The following is a 20,211-nucleotide window of genomic DNA, read 5'->3' on the forward strand; positions in this document are numbered from 1 at the left end:
TTTATTTTGCCTTAAAAATGACGAATTGCAGTTTTGTCTTGAGTTAATAAGACCATACAATCAGCGGCGCTTAATGGCTTGCTGAGCAAGAAACCTTGCACTTGATCGCAACCACCTTCACGTAAAAAATTCAACTGTGCTTGGGTTTCAACGCCTTCAGCTACTACGTTAAGTTCTAAACTGTGGGCTAAAGTAATAATCGCGCTAGTGATAGCGGCATCATCAGGATCTTCTGTTATATCTCGCACAAATTCACGATCAATTTTCAAGGTATCAATGGGGAAGCGTTTCAAATAGCTTAAGCTTGAATATCCAGTGCCGAAATCATCAACGGCAATAGAAAGCCCTAGCGCTTTTAATTGTGCCAAGATAGCCACGGACTCTTGTGGGTTACCCATAATCATCGATTCTGTTAATTCGAGTTCTAGAGCGTTTGCAGGAAGTCCTGAGACCGCTAATGCGACTTCTATGGTCGAGATAATATCGGCTTTCAACTGTCTGGCTGAAAGGTTAACCGCAACGGATATATGCTCAAAGCCTTGTTGGTGCCATTGTGCTAGTTGGCTACAGGCTTGATTAATTGCCCAGTGACCAATCTGATTAATGATGCCGGTTTCTTCTGCAAGCGGGATAAACTCAACCGGTGAAATAAAGCCAAGCTCTGGGCTTTCCCAGCGCATCAAGGCTTCAAGGCCGACAATTTTTTCAGTTTTGACATCGTATTTAGGTTGGTAAACTAAATATAGCTCATTTTCTTGCATTGCTTTTTTAAGCCCTGCTTCTAGTTGAACATAACGCGTTGCATATTGATTTAATTGTTCAGTATAGAATTGGAAGTTATTCCGGCCCAAAGATTTAGCATGATACATGGCGGTATCGGCATACTTAATTAACGATGTGGTGTCTTGAGCATCTTCAGGATACAAACTGATCCCAATTGATGGTGAAATCGTCAGCACTTTATCGTCAAGTAAAAACGGCGTTTGGAATGCATGTAACACTTTTTCTGCAATAATAGTGGCGGCTTTAGTTTTAGCAACCCCTTCTAAAATAATCGTAAATTCATCACCACCTAGACGTGCAACTGTGTCGCCATCGCGCACCGCATTTTGTAGGCGATGGGCAACGGCTTTAAGCAGTAAATCACCAATATGATGGCCCATTGAATCATTGATATGTTTAAAGCGGTCAAGATCTAAAAATAACAATGCCACAATGCTATTGGCGCGTTGCGCTTTGGTCACTGCTTGATTGAGACGATCTTGGAACAAGGTACGGTTAGGCAATCCGGTCAATGGATCAAAATTAGCTAATACTCGTAAATCTTCTTCAGCTTTTTTACGCGCTGTAATATCGGTGAAAACCGCAACAAAGTGACTAGTTTCACCCTTATTATTAATAACTTGGTTTATCTCTAACCATGCGAGAATCCCGCGGCGATCGCGGGTTCTAATATGAGTTTCACCAGCCCAATGTTTGTGTCTTAATAGTTGGACTTCAACTGAATTATAAAACTCGCGAGACTGCTTCCCCATAGTTAAAAATAAGAAATGCTTGCCAACCACATCACGATGTTTAAAGCCTGTAATTCGGCTAAAAGCAGGGTTTACTGAGCGAATTTGGTAATCGAGTTCGCCAACGACAACCGCTTCATTCATGCTAAATAGTACTTGTGATGACAGTTTTAATTCGTTTTCGGTTAACTTCCGACTGGTAATATCTTTATGGGTACCCGCCATTCGCACCGGAATATTATTGCTATCGCGTTCAACAATTTGCCCACGGTCTAGCACCCAGGCCCATTCTCCTGGCTTAGTTTCAACGCGGTACTCTGCTTCAAAAAACTCGCTTTCACCATTTAAATGGTCATTAAGCAGTTTTTGCACTCGAGGTTTGTCTTCGGGATCGATATTTTTAATGAATAATTGATCATTTAACGAAAAATTCATCGGTTCAATTATGTTGGTTCGATAGACTTTATCGTCTTTAATATTCCAATCCCACATACCATCACCAGAGGCCCAAAGCGCCAATTTTAGGCGTTCTTCTGAGGCACGAATACTGCTATCAAACTCTCGTTGCTTAGCCAGTTTTTTCTGTCTGGTAGAGAAAATCCAAATAATGATTAATAACCCAAAGGTGACATACAATGCATAAGCAATGTGAGTCATATAAATAGGTGGTACAACAGAGACATTTATATTTAGGGTGTATTGACTGTATTTATTAGTCCCTAGCGCATGGCGAACCATTAAGGTGTATTCACCAGGAGGCAGATTGGTATAGGTAATTTCGTTGCCATGAGATAGCTCACGCCAATCGTTATCAAAGCCGTCTAAAAAGTAGCTAAAACGGCTTAACCCAGGGTAATTAAAATTGAGCGAGCCGATTTCAAAGCTAATGAGTTGTTGCTCATACGCCATGAAAATGTGTGGTGCATGGCTTAAGTCGCGAATTGGGTACTGGGTTTCACCAATAGTGTATTTAGTCAGCGCCAGTTTATTCTCGGCTCTCTGGGTTGGAATAGTGGAGGGGGTAAACTGGTTAAGTCCTCTAATACCGCCAAACCATAATGTACCGTTAGCCTCTTTAAATTTAGCGGCACCATTAAACTCATTAGCTTGCAGGCCCTCGAATTTATTATAGGAAATAAAATGTTGATCACTGGGAGTAAAACGTGAGATCCCAGAGTTGGTGCTGAGCCACAAATCGTGTTTATCATCTTCTAAAATAGCGTAAACAGTATTACTGCTGTCATCAGCATTAACGTCCATTCGTTCAAACTTAAAGGCACCGTACTCTATTGTTAGCTTGTCTATACCGCCATGGGTGGCCACCCAAAAGTCACCATTGTCTGCTAATAAAAAATCTCTAACTCGGTTGTCGCTGAGGCTGTTAGGATTGTCAGGATCGTTACTTAGAAAGTCTAGCTTTTGCTCTTCTGCAGAGAGCCTTACTACCCCTCCCATGGTGCCTAACCAAAGATAACCTTGGCTAAAATAGAGCTTAATAATTTGATATTTAAATGGTGAAAAGTCAGCTTGAAAACCAAAGTTGTAAGCCATCATACGGTTAGTATATTCAGAAATGAAATACAACCCTTGTGAGCTGGCTATCCATAAGCGATCTTTGTCGTCAAAGGCTAAACTGCGGATCTTATTATCTGCTCTAAACTGCTCATTTTCAGGTTTGACTTGCTCCAATATGTTGCTGTTGTCTAGTGTAAACAGGCCTACATTAGTGGCAAACCATAGTAAACCTTGTTTATCTTGCACAATGTCATGCACTATTAATGACAACTGTTCTGCTGGCACGGCTAATTTATTGGCAAATAACTCATTGATATTGTGGTATTGGTTATCATTAGGAACCAAATACTTTAGCCCTGCACCATCGGTACCTATCCACAGACGTTGCTGCTTGTCCCGAAAAATAGTACGGATCATGTTTGCCATGCCTGGCGTATTGGTTTGGTAATCGTAAAAGTGCTTAAAGTATTGATTGCTGAGGCTGAGCTTATCGATACCCGAATATCCGGTGCCAATCCATAAAGTACCATTTTGATCTAGCATTAAGCTTTGTAGAGTATTGGCACTGATGGTATTGAGTGCTTGTGGATTATGTTTATAAGCCCTGCTGTGCCACTTACCATCAATAAAGTCGAGTTTGAATAGACCTGTATTGGTGCCAATGGCAAAAATTTGATTGGCATTAATTACTTCAAAATCTGTAATGTTGCGGTTGTTACCATAACTCTCATCATTCGACCATATCAGTTCTTTTTGATGAGTATCGAGATTATAGCGCCAAATTTGATTGTCGATGGCTAACCATACTGAATAAACTGAACTTGATTTGACTTGGTTTACCGTCATATTAATGGGGATATCAAGCCGAATAATAGTATTACTATCAATGGCAAATGTGCCATGAGATTGAGTGCCAACGACAATGTATTTATTATCGATATTGGCAATGCTGGTAATATTAGGCGCGATGTTGTTGCCGAGACTAACAGGAGTGATTTTTTCAGTTTTTAGGGAGACAATAAATAGGCCTGAACGTGTGCCGACCCAAAGGGTATCGCCAATCACGGCAAGGTTAGTGACCTGCAGGTCTGTTAATCCTTGAGGTTGTTTAAACTGAGTAAATTGGCCAGTAGTTAAATTTAACCTATTAAGGCCATTATTGTTGGTTCCTACCCATAAATCACCATCAGGTGACTGCAAAATGTTAGTAATAAAATTGCCTGAAATAGCCTGGCTATTTCCTTGCTGCTTTAAGTATAAGCTAAACTCAACACCATTATAGCTGTGCAAACCATCTTGGGTGCCAATCCATAACATTCCCGAACTGTCCATAAACAGGCGAGTGATCGAGTTTTGATTAAGGCCATCTTTTGTATCGAAGTGCTCAAATTTTACTTCGGTCAGGCTATCGTCATATGGTTCATTTTTTTGTGCTGAAACCGCCACTGAAAAACTCAATGTAAAGACGAGAATTAGCCAGTGTGTTAAAAGCGTGAATGCACGAAAATTCAAATTTCACCCATAAAGTTTCATTGGAAAAGTTGTGATAAATATTAATTATGTTAACAAAAAAGTATTTAATTAACGCTTAGACATTTAGTTGTTAATTAATTTTATCAATTGAGTTAGCGATAAACTCTTTTTCTTATAAAACTGACAGTTTTACACGTTCAACGCAACAGAAAATCGTCATTTGTCGATTTTATGACAATTTAACTACGTTAATGCGGATTCTGTGGTTGATAAGCTTTTATTATGTCATCAATTTGCTGATCTTTTTCAATCCAAAGCTGATTTAACCAGCGCTGAAATTCGACCCGTGTTTCCGGACTTGAAAAGTAAACTTGTGAATCTACCTTCGGCACAGGTAGCGTTTCAACGCGCATTACCACTTTTTTGGTACGTCCATGCATTACATTAGCCAGTACTTTTTCCGAGGTTTCAGGGTAAACCAATGTAATATTTAATAGGCCAGTAAACTGCTCACCCATTGCTGAGAGTGTAAAAGCAATGCCGCTGGCTTTAGGGCGGAGTAAATGGCGATAAGGCGAATTCTGGCGTAGACGCTTTTCTTCGGTAAAACGACTGCCTTCAACATAATTAATAATCGATGTGGGCATGTGCTTAAAGCGTTCGCAAGCTTTGCGAGTCGTTTGAAGATCTTTACCTTTTAACTTTGGATTTTTTTTCAGCTTAGCAGCACTGGTTCGATCCATAAATGGCATATCCAGAGCCCAGCAACCCAACCCCATTATTGGCACATACAGTAGTTCTTTTTTTAAAAAGAACTTTAACATTGGAATATGGTTGCGCAATAAGTATGTTTGGGCAGCAATATCAAAGCCACTAACATGATTACTAACCAGTAAATACCAGCCGTTAGGATCAAGCTTATCTAATCCTTTTACGTCCCATTCAATATTTGAAATTAAGTATAAAATGCCGCCATTACATGTAGCCCACGACCACATAAAACGGTTCATTATCCGTGTTAATAGTCGTCTAGCAGGTAGAAAAGGCAGTAATAATTTTGCGACACCGCCAATCGTTAACAATGAGCTCCATACAAGCGTATTGATGATCAATAACAACAGACTGATAATAAAGAGTACTGGGCCTGGTAAAAAAGACAGCATATATTGTTACACCTCTTGCTTTGCTTGTGAGGCAATTTCTTGTAGCTGCGAATCTTTATCGAGCCAGATTTGATTGAGCTGTTCTTGGAATTTAATTTTAAATTCACGATCTTTCATGTAATCACCACGCATATCCTGAGGAATATCAGTAATTTTGATATTTACTCTAACCTCAGTCAATCCACCACAAATATATTGCCAATAAGTTGGTACTGTATCTGGATAATATATGGTGACATTCACTAGTTTATTAATATGTTCACCCATAGCCGATAGCGCAAAAGCCATTCCTCCAGCTTTGGGTTTTAAAAGATGCTGAAAAGGTGACGCTTGCTTGTCGTGCTTAGCGGCAGTAAAACGTGTCCCTTCGACAAAGTTCATAATACTCACTGGCTTAGTTTTAAATTTCTCGCACGCTTTACGAGTAATTTCAATGTCTTTACCTTTTAATTTAGGGTTTTTCCGTAATTGTGACGTGCTATAACGGCGCATAAATGGAAAATCTAATGCCCACCAAGCCAGGCCAAGTATTGGTACAAAAATAAGTTCTTGTTTGAGAAAAAACTTTAAAAAAGGAATTTTACGGTTAAATACACGTTGTAAAATCAGAATGTCGACCCACGACTGATGGTTAGCAATAACCATATACCATTCTTGCTCAGAAAATGATTGATCGCCGGTAACGTTAATGCACATCGGATGAAAAATGGCTTCTATCACGGTATTAATGCTTATCCATGCTGTTGCGCAGTTATCGAGAATATAACTACAGCCTTTTTGGCAAATGCCAATTGGGATCAACTTTACAACACTGAACGCCAAGATAGGGATGGTCCAAAAAATGGTATTAATTAAATAGCATAAGAATGCGATTGAACCTTTGGTTTTAGAAAGCAGCGACATTTTTCTCTCCTATTAAACGGAGGGCTATGTTACTCGTAGTCGCTGTTTTGCTCAATCAATACGATAGGTTAAATTACGTTTATTGCTGATTCAGTCTTGCCAGTAATCGATCCATTGCCCGATAACCAAGTGCTTGAGCAATGTGGCTACGCTCGGTAGTAGGTGATTGCTGCAAGTCGGCTATGGTTCGTGATACGCGTTGAATACGATGAAAGCTGCGAACAGACAAGCCTAAGCTCACCACGCTTTGTTCTAAAAACTCGAGATCAGGCTGAGTAATCGCACCATCTTGCTTGAGTTGCTTTGGGGTTAACTCACTATTTAATACACCTGCACGGCTGAGTTGTTGATCGCGGGCCTGTTTAACGCGCTTAGCTATTTCAACGCTGGTCTCACCTGGCTTGTGCTGTTGGGTTAAGGTGCCTGCAGGAAGTTTAGGTACATCCACGGTCAAATCAAAACGATCTAAAAATGGTCCGGATAAACGCGATAAATAACGTTGAATTTGATCTGGGGTCGAACGCGCCCGTTCTGTATCGCCACAGGGGCTAGGATTCATTGCTGCAATGAGCTGAAATCGACTTAAAAACGTTAATTTAGCGGCTGCGCGTGAAATTTCAACTTGACCCGTTTCTATTGGCTCCCTAAGGCAATCTAAAACCTTCCGTGGAAACTCGGCTATTTCATCAAGAAATAATATTCCGCGATGGGCTAATGATATTTCCCCTGGTTTTGGTTGACTACCACCGCCAATCAATGCAATCGATGAAGCAGTATGATGCGGCGAGCGAAAAGGGCGGTTAAGGAAATTTTGTGGTTTAATATGTAATCCAGCAACAGAGTGAATAGCTGCTACCTCAATGGCTTCGTCGTAGGTAAGTTTGGGTAGTAACGGAATTATGCGATTGGCCAACATGCTTTTTCCGGTACCTGGAGGACCTATAAATAGCATGTTATGCCCGCCAGCCGCCGCAATCTCCAGTCCTTGTTTAGCTTGATATTGGCCGATGACATCGCTCATACAAAGTGATGACTGCAATTGAGGTTCTTCATCAATCCACTCGGGTAAGGTATCGAGTAAGGGCAGTTGTGCCTGACCGTGTAGAAATGCTGCCAAGTTTTGTAAGTGGGCGACAAAATAACTGTGATTGTAGCCAACGAGTTCTGCTTCATGGCGATTTTCGATGGGCATAAAGAAATGATGTTGATCATTACGTGCCGCAATAATGGCCGGTAATAAGCCGCTACAAGGGCGAATTTGCCCAGAAAGAGCCAGTTCACCCACAAATTCGCATTGGTGTAATGCTTTAGCTGGAATTTGATTTGATGCTGCCAGAATACCTACTGCAATCGGTAAATCGTAGCGGCCGCCTTGCTTAGGTAAATCTGCAGGTGCTAGATTGACAGTAATTCGCCTTTGTGGAAACTCAAAGCCTGCATTTATTAATGCACTTCTAACGCGCTCTTTGGCTTCTTTAACTGAGGTTTCTGGTAGTCCTACTAGATTAAATGCCGGTAAACCATTGCTTAAATGTACTTCAACAGTCACTCTCGGCGCTTCTACACCGCAACTTGCTCGAGTAAATACACAGGCTATTGCCATTAACAATTCCTTTTGTTTGAATAATATACAAATTAAGAGATGGTTATAGTCTAGCAGTGATGTGTTTTTTTGCGTGATCTAGGCTAAATAAGTCAGATAAAGTTATGCTTGCACGCTAGTTTAAATCACTGTTGTTGAGTAGAATACCGTCGCTTAAGCGTACGCGAGGATCGATTTTTTATAGGTCTTTTGCCGTGAAACACGATAATGATATTCCATCACGCGTTATTTCTATCTGTATTGAATCATTAGCCCTGTTAATTTTAATATTAATAAATGGCTAAGGTCTTGCATTTGCCCATTTTGCAACAATGATATGTCCATACATTCCTGATATTTTGGCTAGTATTCAGGTAAAGGTAAACTATGAGCCTCTCTGATAATTTATTGATCATCTTATGTCTGATCGGCATTAGTTGTTTTTTTTCTATGTCTGAAATTGCCCTTGCGGCATCACGAAAGATACGCTTGCAATTAATGGCTGATGAGGGCGATTTACGTGCCGCCAAAGTATTGAAATTGCAGGCTCAGCCAGGCAGTTTTTTTACCGTGGTACAAATAGGGCTTAATGCGGTCGCGATCATGGGCGGTATTGTGGGTGAATCGGCCTTTAGACCTCATTTTGAACAACTATTGTTACCTTTATTAGGTGATGAATGGGGTTTGCAGTTGAGTTTTGTCTGTTCATTTGTGACGGTCACATCGTTGTTTATTCTATTCGCTGATTTAATGCCAAAACGAATTGCGATGGTGATCCCAGAACAAGTCGCGGTTACTTTTGTGATGCCAATTATTCTGTGTATCAAAGTGTTAAAACCGTTTGTGTGGATTTTTAATGGTTTAGCTAATGCGATTTTTAAGCTATTACAAGTGCCTACCGCACGTAACGATCAAGTCACTAACGATGATATTTACGCCATGATGAGTGCGGGTACCGAAGCTGGAGTCATGGATAAAGGTGAGCAACAAATGATGGAAAACGTGTTTGAAATGCAGTCGGTGTCGGTGACCTCTGCAATGACAGCACGTGAAAGTTTAGTGTATTTTTTACTGCAAGATAGTGAAGAAGAAATTAAACAAAAAATAGCTAAAAATCCACACAATAAGTTTATCGTCTGCGATGGTCAACTAGACATCGTCAAAGGCTTTGTTGATGCTAAAGAGCTATTAATAAGAGTGATTAACGGTGAAAAAATAACCTTAAAGGGCAGTACATTAGTCCATAACTGTTTGATTATTCCTGATACGTTAACCTTGTCTGAGTCGATGGAGTATTTTAAAAATAATCGTTCTGACTTTGCGGTGGTGATGAACGAGTATGCTTTGGTTGTTGGCATTGTGACGACCAATGATTTACAAAGTGCTGTGATGGGCGCGTGGTCATTACACGAAAGTGAAGAACAAATAGTTGCCCGCGATGGTAACTCTTGGTTAGTTGATGGAGTTACGCCGATTACTGACGTAATGCGAGCATTTAATATTGAAGTTTTTCCACATAACCAAAACTACGAAACTATTGCTGGTTTTATGATGTATATGCTACGAAAAATTCCTAAGAGAACCGACTTTGTTAATTATGCGGGCTATAAATTTGAAGTGGTCGATATTGATTCATATAAAGTAGACCAGTTACTGGTTACCCGTTTAGACATTGAGATGCCACCACTGCCTTAAGTCTATTTCCCTAGCCTCTATTATAACCGGACGCTTAAATGATGTTTAAGAACGCACTAATGATCGGATCATTAGTGCGTTTTTCTTTGCAGCAACAGCCTAATTCAAATGGTGGGATCGGTATTGGCGAGGCTAGGGTTTGGATGCGATCGCGTACCGGACTATTGTGGATCACCGCTTCTGGGCTTATACCAACACCACAGCCGAGCGCGACCATGGAGACAATAGCTTCCTGACCAGAGACTTGAGCATAAATATTGGGTTTAATTCCCATTTGCTTAAACCACTGATCAATCCGTTTTCTGCCAGGGCCGTGATCCGGCACAATATAAGGCAGCTTTGCCCAATCAATTTTCGGTTGATTAACCCATTGTTGTACTTGGCAATGCATGGTGGGCGCAATGACCGAAATGGGCACTTTATCGATAGGGGTAAAGTGTAATGTATTAGGCAACACTTCAGGCAACGCAATAATAGCGATGTCGGCGCGATTCTTTTGAATTTGATTGACCGCATTAGCCGGATCGCCCGTGTTGAGATTGATATCGACATGGGGATGTTCACGTCTAAAGCGGTCTAACAGCGTCGGTAAATGACTATAAGCGGCGGTAACCGAACAATATAAATTAAGATTGCCGCGTAAAATCTGCTGACTGGGATCGATGCGACTGCGCAGTTGCGCCCATTCCGATAATGTCTGTTCTGCAAAACGTTTAAATTCAACGCCTGCATGGGTAATGGTGACACTTCGATTGTCACGGTCAAATAATTTACTGCCCACTTCATCTTCTAAACGCTGCAACGCACGGCTTAAGGTCGATGGGCTGACGTGAGATTGCTCTGCTGTTTTGGCAAAATGCAGACTATCGCACAAGTGTAAATACATTTTAAGTGAACGGATATCCATCAAAAACCCTTCAAGTCCGCATTAAGTTGAGTGTAAGTTAAATATTCGGTTAAGCATTCCATGTTGCATTAATTGCAACGTCATGTCCCGAATATATCATTTTAAGCAATCATATGCATGCGCTATAGTGACTTCAATCACAACGCTTAAGGTCGCTGACTTATAAGATGTTGAGTCCCAAATTTCTGAATTTTAAAGGTGGTATCAGATGGCTAACTATTTTAACTCTCTGAATTTACGTCAACAATTAGCTCAACTAGCACAATGCCGCTTTATGGATCGTACTGAATTTAGTGATGGTTGCCAATATATTAAAGATTGGAATATCGTGATTTTAGGTTGTGGCGCACAAGGCCTTAACCAAGGTTTAAACATGCGTGACTCAGGCCTGAACATTTCTTTTGCCTTACGTTCGCAAGCCATTGCAGAAAAGCGTGCTTCATGGCAAAAAGCCACCGATAATGGCTTTAAAGTCGGTACTTTTGAAGAGCTTATTCCTGCCGCTGATTTAGTGTTAAACCTTACACCAGACAAGCAACATACAAATGTTGTTAATGCGGTTATGCCATTAATGAAGCAAGGTGCGACGTTATCTTACTCACACGGTTTCAATATTGTTGAAGAAGGCATGCAAGTTCGTCCAGACATTACTGTGGTTATGGTTGCGCCAAAATGCCCTGCGACAGAAGTTCGTGAAGAATACAAGCGTGGTTTTGGTGTGCCAACATTGATTGCAGTACACCCAGAGAATGACCCAAATGGTGATGGCTTAGCGATTGCTAAAGCTTACGCCAGTGCTACAGGTGGCGACCGTGCCGGAGTATTAATGTCATCATTTGTGGCTGAAGTTAAGTCAGATTTGATGGGCGAACAAACCATTTTGTGTGGAATGTTACAAACGGGCGCTATTTTAGGTTATGAGAAAATGGTCGCTGATGGTGTTGAACCTGGTTATGCCGGCAAGTTAATTCAGCAAGGCTGGGAGACTGTTACCGAAGCGCTTAAGCACGGCGGCATTACCAACATGATGGACCGCTTATCAAACCCAGCAAAAATCAAAGCATTTGATATGGCTGAAGAGTTAAAGGTTATCCTTAAACCGTTGTTTGAAAAGCACATGGACGACATTATTAGCGGTGAATTCTCTCGCACTATGATGGCAGACTGGGCTAATGATGACACCAACTTGTTACGTTGGAGAGCTGAAACTAACGAAACCGCATTTGAAAATGCGCCAGTATCATCTGAACATATCGATGAACAAACCTATTTCGACAAAGGTATTTTCTTAGTAGCAATGATTAAAGCAGGTGTTGAGCTGGCGTTTGATACCATGGTTGCAGCAGGCATTGTTGAAGAGTCGGCTTATTATGAATCGCTACATGAAACCCCGTTAATTGCCAATACTATTGCGCGTAAGCGTTTATATGAAATGAACGTGGTTATTTCAGATACGGCTGAATACGGTTGTTATTTATTCAACCATGCAGCAGTACCGATGTTACGTGATTATGTTAACGCTATGTCATCTGAGTACTTAGGTGCTGGACTTAAAGACCAAGCAACAGGTGTTGATAATCTACGCTTAATAGATGTAAATGATCAGATTCGTAATACAGAAGTTGAGTTTATCGGCGCTGAGTTACGTGGTTACATGACTGATATGAAAAGTATTGTTGAAGCAAGCTAACGTATAAAGTGGCTGGTGAAGTACCTGTTCAGTGTTTTTTGCAACATATTAATGTTGCCGTTGTCGGACAGGCATCAATCGAAACGTCCTAATCTTATTAATTGGGACGCTGAAAAAACAAATATTAGATTGAGTTCTAATTAATTATTAGTAGAACTCATGAGTTAAGTTTTTGTTGTTGTTTGCATTGTCTCGGCAGGGAAGCTGAATTTTTTTTATAAAGGCAATTTTTTAGTTGTGTTCGGTAAATCTTTTATGGTACTTGTTAGTTATACCGTAACGTTATTTGAACATAACCAAACGAATTATTTAGAAACTTAGGATACTGTCTAAAACATGTTAAACCACACAGCCATTCTCATTCTCGACATTATTACCGTAGTGATTATTAAGTCACAGCGGGGGTGGCGTTTTGGCAACTAGACTGACCTAAGAGTCAAACAGATTGCAAAAACCCCCGCTCCGAAAGGACCGGGGGTTTTTTAGTTTTAGGCTTAAGTAAAACCATAGACCCAGTATTACACAGTAGAGCAGCTGATACATTGATAAAGTAGAGAGCAACATATGGAAGCAGGACAGAAAATGCGCGGCGCGGATGCAGTAATCAAAGTACTAGCAGCACATGGTGTGACAACCGTATTTGGTTATCCTGGTGGGGCGATTATGCCAATCTATGATGCCCTTTACGGCGGTCCTGTAGAACACTTGCTTAGCCGCCATGAACAAGGTGCCGCGTTTGCTGCTGTTGGGTATGCCCGTGCCAGTGGTAAAACCGGAGTCTGTTTTGCAACCTCAGGACCGGGAGCGACTAACTTAATTACCTCATTAGCTGATGCTTTACTTGATTCTGTTCCGCTTGTAGCCATAACGGGTCAAGTGTCTACTAGCGTTATTGGTACTGACGCGTTTCAAGAAATTGACGTACTAGGCATGTCGTTGTCATGTACCAAGCACAGCTTTATGGTCACCGACATCAATGAGCTTATCCCCACTTTATATCGTGCCTTTGAAATTGCCGCCGAAGGACGTCCTGGTCCAGTGTTAGTTGATATTCCCAAAGACATCCAACTAGCCGCATTAGAATACAAAACCCCGCTTCAAAGTGTTGCTGATGAGTTACTACCTCAATTGAGTGATTTAGATGCCGCTGCAACATTAATTAAGCAGGCTAAAAAACCGATGTTATATGTTGGTGGTGGCGTAGGTATGGCTGGCGCCGTTGCGCATTTACGTCAGTTTATCGACACCACAGGCATTCCATCAGTCGCAACCTTAAAAGGCTTAGGCAGTATTGCCCATGGCACTAAAGGTTATTTAGGCATGTTAGGTATGCATGGTGGTAAAGGGGCAAACCTGGCTGTGCAAGAATGCGATTTATTGATGGTTGTCGGTGCACGTTTTGATGACCGCGTTACCGGTCGGCTTGCGAGTTTTGCCAGTAATGCCAAAGTGTTGCATTTAGACATCGATGCCGCCGAAATCGGCAAATTACGTCAAGCTGACGTGGCGATAGCTGCTGAGCTGAGTGTAGTGTTGCCCGCATTAACTGCTGCAGTAGCAGGGCAGCTTGATATTGGTTCGTGGCAAAGCGATGTCGAGGAATTATCTCGTCAGCACCAATGGGATTACCATCATCCAGGTGATTTAATTTACGCCCCAGCAATGTTACGTCGTTTAGCCAATAAATTACCAGAAGACAGTGTGGTAGCCTGTGATGTGGGCCAGCATCAAATGTGGGTTGCGCAACACATGTGGTTCCGTCGTCCTGAAGACCATCTTTCTAGTGCTGGCTTAGGCACTATGGGGTTTGGCTTACCTGCTGCCATTGGTGCCCAAGTGGCTCGCCCTGATGCAACTGTGGTCACGGTTTCTGGTGACGGTTCGTTTATGATGAATGTGCAAGAATTAACCACCATTAAACGCCGTAAATTACCGGTAAAAATCTTACTGATTGATAATCAAAAACTGGGTATGGTTAAACAGTGGCAACAGTTGTTTTTTGAAGAGCGTTATAGTGAAACAGACTTATCTGATAACCCTAATTTTGTCCTTATGGCATCAGCATTTGATATCCCTGGTCGAACTATCACGCGCGCCGATCAAGTCGAGCAAGGGTTAGATGATATGTTAAACAGTACGGGTCCCTATATGCTGCATGTGTCGATTAATGATGCTTTTAACGTATGGCCTTTAGTGCCACCGGGTGCGAGTAATAGTGAGATGATGGACCAAATGGAGAAGCAAACATGATGCATGCATTAGAAATAACCGTCCAACAACGTCCAGAAGTGCTAGAGCGTGTATTGCGTGTCACTCGACATCGTGGATTTAAAATTACTCAAATGCAGGTGCGTATAAACGACGATGCTAGTATGGCGGTCGACTTATGGGTTGAAGCCGAACGTGCTATTGAACTGCTAAGTACCCAATTAGATAAATTAATCGATGTGACGCATTGTAAGGTTCTATCTGCAGTATCACTGGACCAAGCAGTAAACAGTTAAGCTTATTGTATTACTCATTTATTAGAACGTTATCAGTGATGACACGGGTAACGCGCACCACATTAGACAAGGATATTTGCAATGCCAAAATTACGCTCAGCAACCAGTACCGAAGGCCGCAACATGGCAGGCGCCCGCGCACTATGGCGTGCCACTGGCGTAAAAGAAAATGATTTTGGTAAGCCCATCATTGCCATTGCCAACTCGTTCACTCAGTTTGTCCCTGGACATGTGCATTTAAAGAATATGGGATCATTGGTTGCTGGTGCCATTGAAGCAGCAGGCGGCATTGCCAAAGAATTTAATACTATTGCCGTCGATGACGGAATTGCCATGGGGCATGGCGGCATGCTGTACAGCTTACCGTCGCGCGAGTTAATTGCAGACAGTGTTGAGTATATGGTGAATGCTCATTGTGCCGATGCATTAGTGTGTATTTCTAACTGCGACAAGATTACTCCTGGCATGTTAATGGCGGCGCTACGGTTAAATATTCCGGTGGTATTTGTATCCGGTGGGCCAATGGAAGCGGGTAAAACCAAGTTATCCGATCAAATTATTAAGCTTGATTTAGTTGATGCCATGATCGCCGGGGCAGACTCTAATGTCAGTGATGAAGACAGTAAGCAAATCGAACGCAGTGCTTGCCCTACTTGTGGGTCGTGCTCGGGTATGTTTACTGCTAATTCAATGAACTGTTTAACCGAAGCCTTAGGCTTGTCATTACCAGGTAACGGTTCAATGTTAGCGACTCATGAAGACCGTCGTGAATTATTTTTAGAAGCGGGTCGCCGGGTGATGATGTTGGCTGAACGTTATTACAAGCATGATGATGAAACTGCCTTGCCACGCAATATTGCGTCATTTAAATCATTTGAAAATGCCATGGTACTCGATGTTGCCATGGGCGGTTCATCAAATACAGTGTTGCATTTAGTGGCTGCCGCGCAAGAGGCGGAAATTGACTTTACTATGGCGGATATTGATCGCATCTCACGCTTAGTGCCTCATCTATGTAAGGTTGCACCATCAACGCCTAAATATCATATGGAAGATGTTCACCGTGCTGGTGGGGTGATGGGTATTTTAGGCGAGTTAGATAGAGCAGGTTTAATCCATAACGATGTACCGCATGTGGCCGCAGACAATGGTGGCGATTTAAAATCAGTTTTAGCTAAATACGACATTAAACAAACGAACGATCCAGATGTAATCCGCTTTTTTAGTGCCGGCCCTGCTGGTATTCCAACCACTAAAGCATTTAGCCAAAATTGTCGCTGGGACAGTGTTGATGACGACCGTGAAAATGGTTGTATTCGCTCACGTGAGTTTGCCTTTAGTCAAGAAGGTGGCTTAGCCGTATTGTCAGGTAACGTTGCCGTTGATGGCTGTATTGTCAAAACGGCTGGCGTCGATGAATCTAACTTGACCTTTATCGGTAGTGCCCGGGTGTATGAAAGCCAAGATGATGCAGTTGCTGGTATTTTAGGCGGCGAAGTTGTTGAAGGCGATGTGGTGGTTATTCGCTACGAAGGCCCTAAAGGTGGCCCTGGTATGCAAGAAATGCTGTATCCAACAACCTATTTAAAATCTCGAGGTTTAGGTGCTAAGTGTGCGTTAATTACCGATGGTCGTTTTTCAGGTGGCACTTCTGGTTTGTCTATTGGTCATGTATCACCAGAAGCGGCGTCAGGTGGCACAATTGCACTGATTGAAAATGGCGATCAAATTGCGATTGATATTCCCAAGCGTAGCATTCAACTTAATGTCAGTGAAGCAGAGCTTACTCAGCGTCGCACAGCCATGGATGCAAAAGGCCCTTTAGGTTGGAAGCCGGTTGCTCGTGAGCGTTATGTGTCATTAGCGCTTAAAGCCTATGCATTATTAGCAACAAGTGCTGATAAAGGCGCTGTACGCGATCGATCTAAGCTGGAGGGATAATATGTTGGCTTTGGCGTCTCAAACTCAATTAGATTTGGCCCATTATTATTTACAGAAAATCTTGCTGTCGTCTGTTTATGATGTGGCTAAGGTGACGCCACTGTCGAGCATGAATAAATTGTCTGCTCGCTTTGGTTGTCAGGTGTATTTAAAGCGTGAAGATATGCAACCAGTGCATTCGTTTAAAATACGCGGTGCCTACAACCGTATTGCAGCATTAACTCAAGATGAATGTGACAGAGGGGTGGTGTGTGCATCGGCAGGTAACCACGCTCAAGGTGTAGCAATGTCTGCTGCCAGTCGCGGTATTGATGCCGTCATTGTCATGCCTAGCACTACGCCAGATATTAAGATTGATGCAGTGAAACGCTTAGGTGGCAATGTGGTACTTCACGGGCAGGCGTTTGATCAAGCCAATGACTATGCCAAAAACCTCTCGGCAACTGAAGGACGGGTGTATATTGCCCCTTTTGATGATGAAGCGGTGATTGCGGGGCAAGGCACTATTGCGCAAGAAATGGTTCAGCAGCAACGCGATATCGAAATCGTGTTTGTGCCCGTTGGCGGTGGTGGCTTAATTGCCGGTATTGCAGCATATTACAAGGCAGTAATGCCACAAGTGAAGATCATTGGGGTTGAACCCGAAGATGCCGCTTGCTTAAAGGCGGCATTAGAAGCCGATGAGCCGGTAACACTTGCCCAAGTCGGTTTGTTTGCTGACGGCGTAGCGGTTAAGCGCATTGGTACCGAGCCATTTCGCTTAGCACGAGAATATGTTGATGAAGTGGTTACTGTCACGTCTGATGAAATTTGCGCAGCGGTTAAAGATATCTTTGAAGATACTCGAGCGATTGCAGAACCTGCAGGCGCCTTGTCGATTGCAGGGCTTAAAAAATACATGGCGCAACATGGTCATGAGCGTGATGCACCTAAAAAAGTCGCGGCAATTTTGAGTGGTGCCAACGTTAATTTTCATAGCTTACGTTACGTGTCTGAACGCTGCGAATTAGCGGAGCAAAAAGAAGCGGTACTAGCGGTAAAAATCCCTGAAAAGCCTGGCAGCTTTTTACGTTTTTGCGAGTTACTCGATAAACGGGTGATGACCGAATTTAACTATCGCTTTAGTAGCCGTGATATTGCAGTGGTATTTGCTGGCATTCGTCTTACCTGTGGCCAAGCAGAGCTAAGCGAGATTATTACTAAACTTGAGTCGGAAGGCTTTGAAGTTCAAGATTTATCCCAAGATGAAACGGCTAAATTACATGTGCGCTATATGGTCGGCGGTCATCCTCTTGAACCATTAGAAGAACGTTTATTTAGCTTTGAGTTTCCTGAACATCCTGGGGCATTGCTGAAGTTTTTAACTACGTTACAGAGTAAATGGAATATCAGTTTATTTCATTATCGCAATCATGGTGCCGCTTTTGGTAGGGTATTAACCGGCTTTGAAGTCCCCGCTAAAGACGATGTAGCATTTGCACAGTTTTTAACGGAGCTGGGTTTCGTTTATCAAGAAGAAACCCACAGTCCGGCATATAAGCTCTTTTTAAATAGCACTAAAAAGTGAAGCTATAATTGATATTTTAATATCATACTGAGGTGATTAAACGCCTCAATGTGGTATTGTCATTGTGCCTAAAGCGAAAATATATTCGTGGGTTTGTAGAAGCTATTACCAACGACTCTAATAAATTGATGTTGATATATTTTGCAGTAACTGGTTGGTATGGTTTGCTTTATATGTAGGGTAAATTTTCCCAGATTCATACTGAGCTATGAATTTACGACCTCATTTTAAGGAGACATTGATGTTACCCGTACCAACAATTCCAGCTTTTATGCCACCGCGCCGTATCCTAATGGGCCCTGGCCCATCTGATGTGTATCCAGAAGTGCTTGCGGCACAATCAAGACCGACTATTGGTCACCTTGACCCATTATTTGTTGGCATGATGGATGAGCTAAAAAGCTTAATTCAATATGCTTTTCAAACTAAAAATGAAATGACTTTAGCGGTATCTGCACCTGGCAGTGCCGGTATGGAAACCTGTTTTGTCAATTTAGTTGAACCAGGTGAAAAGGTAATCGTGTGTCGTAATGGCGTGTTTGGGGAGCGCATGCGCCAAAACGTTGAGCGCGTTGGCGGTGTCGCGGTTGTGGTTGACAATGAATGGGGAGAACCAGTATGCCCAGATAAAGTTGAAGCTGCACTGGTGGCTCATCCTGATGCCAAATTTTTAGCTTTTGTACATGCTGAAACCTCAACGGGTGCGCTGTCGGATGCTAAAACCTTGTGTACCTTGGCGCAATTACATGACTGTATCAGTATTGTTGATGCGGTGACCTCATTGGGTGGCGTTGAATTGCTGGTGGATGAGTGGGGCATTGATGCCATTTATTCAGGCAGCCAAAAGTGCTTATCTTGTGTGCCCGGTTTATCTCCGGTGTCATTTTCACCTAAAGCCGTCGCTAAACTAAAAGCTCGTACCACCCAGGTGCAAAGTTGGTTTTTAGATCAAACCTTAGTGATGGGATATTGGGGCAATGCAGCTGGTGCTAAGCGCAGTTATCACCATACCGCACCAGTGAATGCATTATATGCCTTACATGAGTCTTTACGTTTGTTGGCCAATGAAGGGCTCGAAAATGCCTGGGCAAGACACCGTAAAATGCATCTATTATTGCGTGATGGATTAACCAAACTAGGGTTTAAATTTGTAGTTGAAGAGTCGTCGCGTTTACCACAACTTAATACTGTGTATATTCCAGCAGGTGTTGATGACGCTGCAGTGCGTAAGCATTTATTGGAAGAATATAATTTAGAAATTGGTGCAGGACTGGGTGCTTTGGCAGGTAAAGCATGGCGTATCGGCTTGATGGGCTTTAGTGCTCGTCGTGAAAACGTCGCCCTTTGCTTACATGCATTAGAAGAGTCGTTAGCGTAAACAAGCCATTTTTATTATTATAAAAATGACGCTCTAGAGCGTCATTTTTTATGCTTATTAGCGTTTCATCGCAAGCTAGTTAGCTAATTTTCTCTCTAACTCATTCACTTGCGCTTGTAATGCTTCAAGCTTTTCACGGGTTTTAAGTAATACATGCTGCTGCACTTCAAACTCTTCACGCGATACTACATCCAGCTTCATCAGTTGGTTTTGTAATAGCTGTTTGCTTCGCTCTTCAAACTCCCCTGCAAATTGCTTAACACCGCTAGGTAAGTTGTCGCTAAGTTGTTTTGCGAGCTCTTCAATTTTCTTTGGATTAATCATCATGAACCCCTACTGGTATATTGAACTAATTGTAACCGAGGTCAGCGTTTTTCCA

At 42.2% G+C, this 20,211-nt stretch carries 13 protein-coding genes; 7 read left to right on the top strand and 6 right to left on the bottom strand.

The window, feature by feature from the left end; all coding sequences use genetic code 11:
• Positions 1 to 11: 11 nt before the first annotated feature.
• From EGC82_RS03560 to EGC82_RS03575, 4 genes are all read right to left on the bottom strand, one after another.
• Positions 12 to 4,475 (bottom strand): EAL domain-containing protein, encoded by a 4,464-nt coding sequence (locus EGC82_RS03560; RefSeq protein ID WP_124729535.1) that lies wholly within the window; start codon positions 4,473 to 4,475, stop codon positions 12 to 14.
• 275 nt (positions 4,476 to 4,750) lie between these two features.
• Positions 4,751 to 5,665 carry an acyltransferase gene (locus tag EGC82_RS03565; protein ID WP_124729536.1) on the bottom strand — a complete coding sequence of 305 codons (915 nt, stop codon included), beginning with the start codon at positions 5,663 to 5,665 and terminating at the stop codon, positions 4,751 to 4,753.
• 6 nt (positions 5,666 to 5,671) lie between these two features.
• Positions 5,672 to 6,568: an acyltransferase gene (locus EGC82_RS03570; protein ID WP_124729537.1), complete on the bottom strand. Its 897-nt coding sequence runs from the start codon at positions 6,566 to 6,568 to the stop codon at positions 5,672 to 5,674.
• 79 nt (positions 6,569 to 6,647) lie between these two features.
• Positions 6,648 to 8,171 carry a YifB family Mg chelatase-like AAA ATPase gene (locus EGC82_RS03575; protein ID WP_124729538.1) on the bottom strand — a complete coding sequence of 508 codons (1,524 nt, stop codon included), beginning with the start codon at positions 8,169 to 8,171 and terminating at the stop codon, positions 6,648 to 6,650.
• Positions 8,172 to 8,537: 366 nt separating this feature from the next.
• Here EGC82_RS03575 and paeA point away from each other — a divergent pair, with 366 nt between their 5' ends.
• Entirely contained in the window at positions 8,538 to 9,845 is a 1,308-nt protein-coding gene (gene paeA, locus EGC82_RS03580; RefSeq protein ID WP_124729539.1) for a polyamine export protein PaeA, read from the top strand.
• Between the two features lie 34 nt (positions 9,846 to 9,879).
• Here paeA and ilvY read toward each other — a convergent pair whose 3' ends face one another.
• On the bottom strand, positions 9,880 to 10,752 hold the full coding sequence (gene ilvY / locus EGC82_RS03585; protein ID WP_124729540.1) for an HTH-type transcriptional activator IlvY: 873 nt from the start codon (positions 10,750 to 10,752) through the stop codon (positions 9,880 to 9,882).
• A 208-nt stretch (positions 10,753 to 10,960) separates the two neighbouring features.
• Between ilvY and ilvC the strand changes: the two genes are divergently transcribed.
• From ilvC to EGC82_RS03620, 6 genes are all read left to right on the top strand, one after another.
• Positions 10,961 to 12,442 carry a ketol-acid reductoisomerase gene (ilvC, locus tag EGC82_RS03590; RefSeq protein ID WP_059746317.1) on the top strand — a complete coding sequence of 494 codons (1,482 nt, stop codon included), beginning with the start codon at positions 10,961 to 10,963 and terminating at the stop codon, positions 12,440 to 12,442.
• A gap of 564 nt (positions 12,443 to 13,006) precedes the next feature.
• Positions 13,007 to 14,692: an acetolactate synthase 2 catalytic subunit gene (gene ilvG, locus EGC82_RS03600; protein ID WP_059746316.1), complete on the top strand. Its 1,686-nt coding sequence runs from the start codon at positions 13,007 to 13,009 to the stop codon at positions 14,690 to 14,692.
• The gene (gene ilvM, locus EGC82_RS03605) at positions 14,689 to 14,946 is read left to right on the top strand and encodes an acetolactate synthase 2 small subunit (protein ID WP_124729541.1); all 258 of its coding nucleotides are present in this window, start codon (positions 14,689 to 14,691) and stop codon (positions 14,944 to 14,946) included. Before ilvG ends, ilvM begins: the two co-directional genes overlap by 4 nt.
• An 81-nt stretch (positions 14,947 to 15,027) precedes the next feature.
• Entirely contained in the window at positions 15,028 to 16,887 is a 1,860-nt protein-coding gene (gene ilvD, locus EGC82_RS03610; RefSeq protein ID WP_124729542.1) for a dihydroxy-acid dehydratase, read from the top strand.
• 1 nt (position 16,888) lies between these two features.
• Positions 16,889 to 18,454, top strand: a complete 1,566-nt coding sequence (ilvA, locus tag EGC82_RS03615) for a threonine ammonia-lyase, biosynthetic (RefSeq protein ID WP_124729543.1) — start codon at positions 16,889 to 16,891, stop codon at positions 18,452 to 18,454.
• 241 nt (positions 18,455 to 18,695) lie between these two features.
• Positions 18,696 to 19,832 carry a pyridoxal-phosphate-dependent aminotransferase family protein gene (locus EGC82_RS03620; protein ID WP_124729544.1) on the top strand — a complete coding sequence of 379 codons (1,137 nt, stop codon included), beginning with the start codon at positions 18,696 to 18,698 and terminating at the stop codon, positions 19,830 to 19,832.
• 75 nt (positions 19,833 to 19,907) lie between these two features.
• Here the strand turns inward: EGC82_RS03620 and ubiK are convergent, their stop codons facing one another.
• Entirely contained in the window at positions 19,908 to 20,156 is a 249-nt protein-coding gene (ubiK, locus tag EGC82_RS03625; RefSeq protein ID WP_124732550.1) for a ubiquinone biosynthesis accessory factor UbiK, read from the bottom strand.
• Positions 20,157 to 20,211 lie beyond the last annotated feature (55 nt).

The sequence above is a fragment of the Shewanella livingstonensis genome (assembly GCF_003855395.1).
Lineage (GTDB): Bacteria > Pseudomonadota > Gammaproteobacteria > Enterobacterales > Shewanellaceae > Shewanella > Shewanella livingstonensis.

Coding starts and splice junctions, on each gene's coding strand:
- EGC82_RS03565 (WP_124729536.1), bottom strand. CDS start 5,665: ATGCTGTCTTTTTTACCAGGCCCAGTACTCTTTATTATCAGTCTGTTG.
- EGC82_RS03570 (WP_124729537.1), bottom strand. CDS start 6,568: ATGTCGCTGCTTTCTAAAACCAAAGGTTCAATCGCATTCTTATGCTAT.
- EGC82_RS03575 (WP_124729538.1), bottom strand. CDS start 8,171: ATGGCAATAGCCTGTGTATTTACTCGAGCAAGTTGCGGTGTAGAAGCG.
- paeA (WP_124729539.1), top strand. CDS start 8,538: ATGAGCCTCTCTGATAATTTATTGATCATCTTATGTCTGATCGGCATT.
- ilvY (WP_124729540.1), bottom strand. CDS start 10,752: ATGGATATCCGTTCACTTAAAATGTATTTACACTTGTGCGATAGTCTG.
- ilvC (WP_059746317.1), top strand. CDS start 10,961: ATGGCTAACTATTTTAACTCTCTGAATTTACGTCAACAATTAGCTCAA.
- ilvG (WP_059746316.1), top strand. CDS start 13,007: ATGGAAGCAGGACAGAAAATGCGCGGCGCGGATGCAGTAATCAAAGTA.
- ilvM (WP_124729541.1), top strand. CDS start 14,689: ATGATGCATGCATTAGAAATAACCGTCCAACAACGTCCAGAAGTGCTA.
- ilvD (WP_124729542.1), top strand. CDS start 15,028: ATGCCAAAATTACGCTCAGCAACCAGTACCGAAGGCCGCAACATGGCA.
- ilvA (WP_124729543.1), top strand. CDS start 16,889: ATGTTGGCTTTGGCGTCTCAAACTCAATTAGATTTGGCCCATTATTAT.
- EGC82_RS03620 (WP_124729544.1), top strand. CDS start 18,696: ATGTTACCCGTACCAACAATTCCAGCTTTTATGCCACCGCGCCGTATC.
- ubiK (WP_124732550.1), bottom strand. CDS start 20,156: ATGATTAATCCAAAGAAAATTGAAGAGCTCGCAAAACAACTTAGCGAC.